The 4,674-nt window shown below is 69.0% G+C and carries 4 protein-coding genes and 1 pseudogene; 1 reads left to right on the forward strand and 4 read right to left on the reverse strand.

Going from position 1 to position 4,674, the window contains the following annotated elements; genetic code table 11:
- The 4 genes and pseudogenes from ACFYR3_RS45495 to ACFYR3_RS45510 form a co-directional block, all read right to left on the reverse strand.
- A pseudogene (locus tag ACFYR3_RS45495) lies at positions 1 to 655 on the reverse strand (hypothetical protein); the annotation flags it as partial.
- Between the two features lie 340 nt (positions 656 to 995).
- Complete coding sequence (locus tag ACFYR3_RS45500; protein ID WP_389288298.1) at positions 996 to 1,754, reverse strand: hypothetical protein; 759 nt, start codon at positions 1,752 to 1,754, stop codon at positions 996 to 998.
- 155 nt (positions 1,755 to 1,909) lie between these two features.
- Entirely contained in the window at positions 1,910 to 2,239 is a 330-nt protein-coding gene (locus ACFYR3_RS45505) for a hypothetical protein (RefSeq protein ID WP_389288300.1), read from the reverse strand.
- 677 nt (positions 2,240 to 2,916) lie between these two features.
- Positions 2,917 to 4,092 carry a hypothetical protein gene (locus ACFYR3_RS45510; RefSeq protein WP_389288302.1) on the reverse strand — a complete coding sequence of 392 codons (1,176 nt, stop codon included), beginning with the start codon at positions 4,090 to 4,092 and terminating at the stop codon, positions 2,917 to 2,919.
- A 232-nt stretch (positions 4,093 to 4,324) separates the two neighbouring features.
- On the opposite strand from ACFYR3_RS45510, the gene ACFYR3_RS45515 reads away from it, so the two are divergent.
- Entirely contained in the window at positions 4,325 to 4,549 is a 225-nt protein-coding gene (locus ACFYR3_RS45515; protein ID WP_389288304.1) for a hypothetical protein, read from the forward strand.
- Positions 4,550 to 4,674: the final 125 nt, after the last annotated feature.

Here is a 4,674-nt window from a genome sequence, read left to right on the forward strand (position 1 = left end):
CTGAGTAGACACAGAACGTGCAGTAGGACTTGGGCCACAGGAAGTCGAATTCGGTGAACAGTCGTGCTTCCACGATGTCGCGATCCCAGCCCTGTGCAATGAGCGGGTACTCCACGGTGCAGATGGTCCGGCGAGCCTTGCGGTTGTCCTCGTGCTGGCATCCGTCGTACGTGCGGGCGCGCTTGTGTTCGCGGGCGTGGTAGCCGACGATCTTCCGGAACGGCCGGTCGGGGAACTCGGCCAGCCCCCACTGGTCCAGCGGCCAGCCCTTGTACTTCAGCGAGCACGAGTTCCCGCCGGCGGCCTGGACGACCGTGCCGTTCAGGGAGAGTTCGTTCATGAGGGTCCAGCGGCCTCGCGGGATGAAGTGCTGCGGATCGCAGGAGTCCGCGAGGACTTCCCAGCCGTCCGCTTCGTACGGGCCGCACCGCGCGACCTGGATGTACCTGACCCGGTGGCGCCGGAGGAGGGGGAAAATGTGGTCCTCGACGAGCCTGACCGTGTCCTCCCATTCCGAACCGACCGTTGCCGTGATCACGATCAGGTCGGAGAGGTCCGGCTCCAGGCCGTAGCTGGCCGGGTCGCGCAGCATTTCGATCAAGACGAGTGTGGAATCCGCCCCCAGGCCGTACGAGAGCACGGTCACCGGCTTCACGCCGACTGCTGAAGGGGGATGCTCTTGCCAAAGGTCGAGTTGTAGTTGCGGGCTGTGGGCACCCATGTGTAGACCTCTTGCCGATGGTGGGTTCCAGGGGGCCTTGCCCTGCCCCCTTCTGCGACGTAGGTGAATCTGCGCTCTGCTGGGCGCGACGTCGGTGAGGTCGGCGCGCATCTCTGCGGGATTGGGCCGAACTGCCGCCCTGGGAAGGAGCGTTGCGCCCGGTCGAATGCCGCCCGCGCGGGAGGCGGGCGGCATCCGGGAGAACTCGGTGAGCGTCAGAACGGGGCCGCTGAGATGTTCCGGGCCGACCGATGGCCGGTTGCGAATGCGGAGCTCAGGCCGCCGACGGGTGATCCGTGAGCCGTACGCTGCGGATCGTGGTGCCAGTCCAAGCGTCGGCGTTTTCGTGGGAGTTGAGGTCGGCCAGGAACCGCTCCGTGGCGAGGGCACGGGCCGACGCGTCGGTCGGGGCCTCCTCCGCGGGGATCGCGTATTCCCACACGCCGTCGTCCCCGCCGTCCTCGGGATGTTGGAACTGGACCACCCACGTGCCGATGGAGGCGAACACCACTCCGCCGTCGAGCGTGATCCGCATGGGTACGGCGTCCTCGCCCCAGATCCGGGTCCCGATTTCGGTGAGCCCGTCCAGGTGGACGGAGACGCGCAGGACGCCGGCTTCGTCGATGTAGAAGAAGCAGGCGGCTCCCGCGACGGTGGAGCTGGGGTGGCAGGACATCTCCGGGTCGCTGTAGTCCGCGCCGGAGAAGTGCACCCCCCGGTTCAGCTCCTGGTACAGCGTGGCGTCCTGCTTGCCTTCCTTGTTGGCCAGGTACAGGCGGATAACCTCGGCGACGTCGCGGGCTGTCGTCTCGGCGTCGTCGGCGGTTGTCGGCTCGGGGAATCGGCCGATCTCGCCGGAGCCGTCGAAGACGGTTTCCAGGCACAGATGACCGTGGTCGTCGACGTGGAGGGTGAAGGTGTCGGTCTCGGGGGTGGCCAAGCGGCCGTTGACCCCCCAGGTGCCGCCCTCGGCGGCCCAGGTGCCGCCGAGGATCCGGGCGGCGATCTGCGCGATGGCTGCGGGAGTACGCAAGGGCTGTCTGATCCCTTCGCTTCCGGTGGGAGTTCGGGCTGAGGAGGCGCCGTCAGGTTCGCGCGGCGTGCGATGGGGAGTGCCGTGCGACGGGCGGGCTCCGCGGCCGGGGGCCGGGCATGATGACAGCCCTGGCCCCCGGAAGGGGTGGTGGGTCAGAAGAGGGGGAGGAAGCTGGAGGGGTCGTCGATGGCGAGCTGAAGCATCGCGGCGTCCGGGCCTCCCTTCGCCATGATCAGCATCCCGCCGAAGCGGCCCAACTGCTGTTCCGTCAGCGGGTTCTCGCCCTGCTCGGTGAGGAAGTCGTCGACCGCGTCCAGGACGTCGTCAGGGTGGGTGAACTGGCCGACCAGCCCGAGCAGTCCAGCCGGGTCGCCGTCCTTCCACAGCTGCGCGGAGAAGCACCGCAAGGCTGGGTCGAAGACCGCCTTGAGCTCTGTGGTGTCGTTGAGCTGGAGCGGCTGCTTCAAGTCGTTCAGGTCCATGGGATCTCCTGATCGCGAGTGGGTTCCCGGGGCTTTGCCCTGCCCCGTGTTGACATAGGTAAATCTATCTTTCTTGAGGGTTGTGGTCAATGCGAAACAGGGGCTCTGGGCTGGGCGAATGCGGCTGTTGGTGTAGTTGTCTGAGGCGGGTGCGCCCCGAGTGCTGCGGCCGGGTGACGGGCGTGACCCTGGGAGATGCGTTGCCGTGGAGATCGGCCCCGGCCCCTCCCGGCGAAGAGAGATTCGGGAGGCCGCCGAGCGGAGTGCAGGGGAGGACGGCCGGTTTTTCTCCGTGACGCAGGAGCGGAGAAGACCGGGCGGCCGACCTTGCGCGGAGTTCGCTGCGGCCTCCCATACTCGATAGCCGGGAGGGACACCGCCCGCACCCGGCCGAGCACATCAACCCCGGCGCCCCGCTCGGCCTGCGCGAAGTGGCACCGCGGCCGATATAGCTCTCCTGCTGCTTACCGGAGACGGCCGCAGAAAGGATCACGGCATGGCGGCGTCGGCCCAGGGGCTGGACGAGTTGGCAACTCGTGTGCGGAGGAACGGCGGCAGCGCCCTCACGGTGGAAGATGAGTGCGGGCCGTGGCGGGCGGGGCTGGACGGGCAGACCCTGACCGGCCACTGCTTCTCCGGCGCCCGAGCGTCGACCGCTGCGACTTGCGGCTCCAGCTTCAGCCGATGGTGGTCTCTGCGGTTGATGCTGTGCCTGGGCCGATGACCTTGCTGAGAATCAGGTCACGGACGGGCGTGGGCGCAAACCCCGGGATCTTGAGGAGGTGCCACTGGCAGCCGGGGAGCAGGCTGTCGAGCATCGCGAGTGCCTGGCACTGGAACAGCCACATCAGTGCTGAGAATGCACTCCGCGAGGGTGTCCAGCGCGGCTCGCGCAGGGTCGCGATGACGGAGAGCCCTGACATCAGCTGCCTGCCGTGCAGCCACTCCTCGACAGCTGTGCCGAGCTGCCCAGCCTCCAACTCGCCCTCGACGCGCTGGCACAGATCCAGTGCCCACTCCCGCACCTGGACGGCCGTACGCCAGCCGGCGGCGAGGTCTTCCAGCGGAGCCGTGTCGGCCAACACGCGCAGGACATCACGGGGGTCGCCGTCGGGGAGGAAGGCCAGGGAGCCGTCCTCCGCGAGGATGCTGGAAGCGGCCTCTGGGACGTCGGCCTGGGTGGTCTCGACGTGCGAGGCCATCGGATTTGCTGCCATGGCGGGGCTCATGGCGCGCAGCATGGCGCCGATGTCCTGGAGGGGGACGGAACCGCCGATGGTCGCGGTCACGGCGGTCAGCGTGGCGTCCTTGGGGGTGAGCGGCTGCGGCTCGGGGTTCTGGTCCAGCTCCAGAAGTTCGGGCGGGAGTTGACCGAGGGCGCGGGTGATGCGCTCGTCGATACGGCGGGCGCGGGCCGGGACGAGCGTGAGGACCTGGCCACGATCTGCGAGCCGTTGGGAGATCTGATCCAGCCGCTCGTCCGGGTCAAGGCCGTCGGCTGAGGCGTCGTCCTCGCCGGGAAGCGCGTCGGCGTCTACGGCGGCACGGAAGGCGGCACGGACCGTCGCCTCGGGTACCAGGAGGCCCTCGGCGAACAGGAGCAGCGCCAGGTCCGCCGGCCGCTTGCCCCGCCCGCCGAGGCGGGCGAGAGCGGCGACCAGGTCGAAGCTCGCGGGCGGCGGTGTGGACATGCTGCCCCGGCCCCGGCCGAGGCCTCCGCCGGGGATGTTCCCCGGCAGGAGTCCGGCCCGCCGCCAGTTGGCGAGCTGTTTGACGGTGACGGTGAAGCCGTGACGTGCTGCGTGGTCGATGAGGCGCTGGTCGGCGGCGCTGGGCACCTTGCTGAAAGCCACGGAGGGACGCTACCGGAACGCGCGGGGAGAGCGGACGGCTTTTAGAGACCCCCCACCTTCGTCCGGTCGTCTCGGTGGCCGACCTGCAAAGTGGCCACGAAATGGCGCTGGTTTGGCGTATCACTGCCGTCGCGCAGCAGCCACCGTGGATGCCATTCACCAGTTGCATCGGCGGCGACGTCCACGTAAGGACGTCGCCGCCGATGCCCGATGTGCAAAGGACGTACCGCTCATGACCACGGACACGGACGCGCCCCGCCGACAGGACGGCGATCACCGAGAGCTGCGCTTGGCGGTCCTGCTCCTCACTCTGGTGCTGGGGCTGCTGATCACCGGGGCCGCCATCTACCTCGCCCGCGAGCACCCGGCGCTCGCACAGCCGCTCGGGGTGGGGGCCGCCGTCATGAGCGCGCTCGCCGCCGTGGTCGCCGTGGTGGCCCGCGCTCTGCGGCGGTGACAGGGGGGTGCTGTGCTGTCGGCTACCGCTGCTCTTCGAGCGGCGCCTGGCTGCCGACCGTGTGCTCGGTCAGATGGCTCTCCAGCTCGTCCAGGAGGACGACGGCGTCTTCGACGGTTACGTAC

Source organism: Streptomyces sp. NPDC005784 (assembly GCF_042871525.1).
Lineage (GTDB): Bacteria > Actinomycetota > Actinomycetes > Streptomycetales > Streptomycetaceae > Streptomyces.

What these genes read in the sequence shown, in the direction of transcription:
- ACFYR3_RS45505 (WP_389288300.1), bottom strand. Translation starts at nt 2,239, where the DNA reads ATGGACCTGAACGACTTGAAGCAGCCGCTCCAGCTCAACGACACCACA.
- ACFYR3_RS45515 (WP_389288304.1), top strand. Translation starts at nt 4,325, where the DNA reads ATGACCACGGACACGGACGCGCCCCGCCGACAGGACGGCGATCACCGA.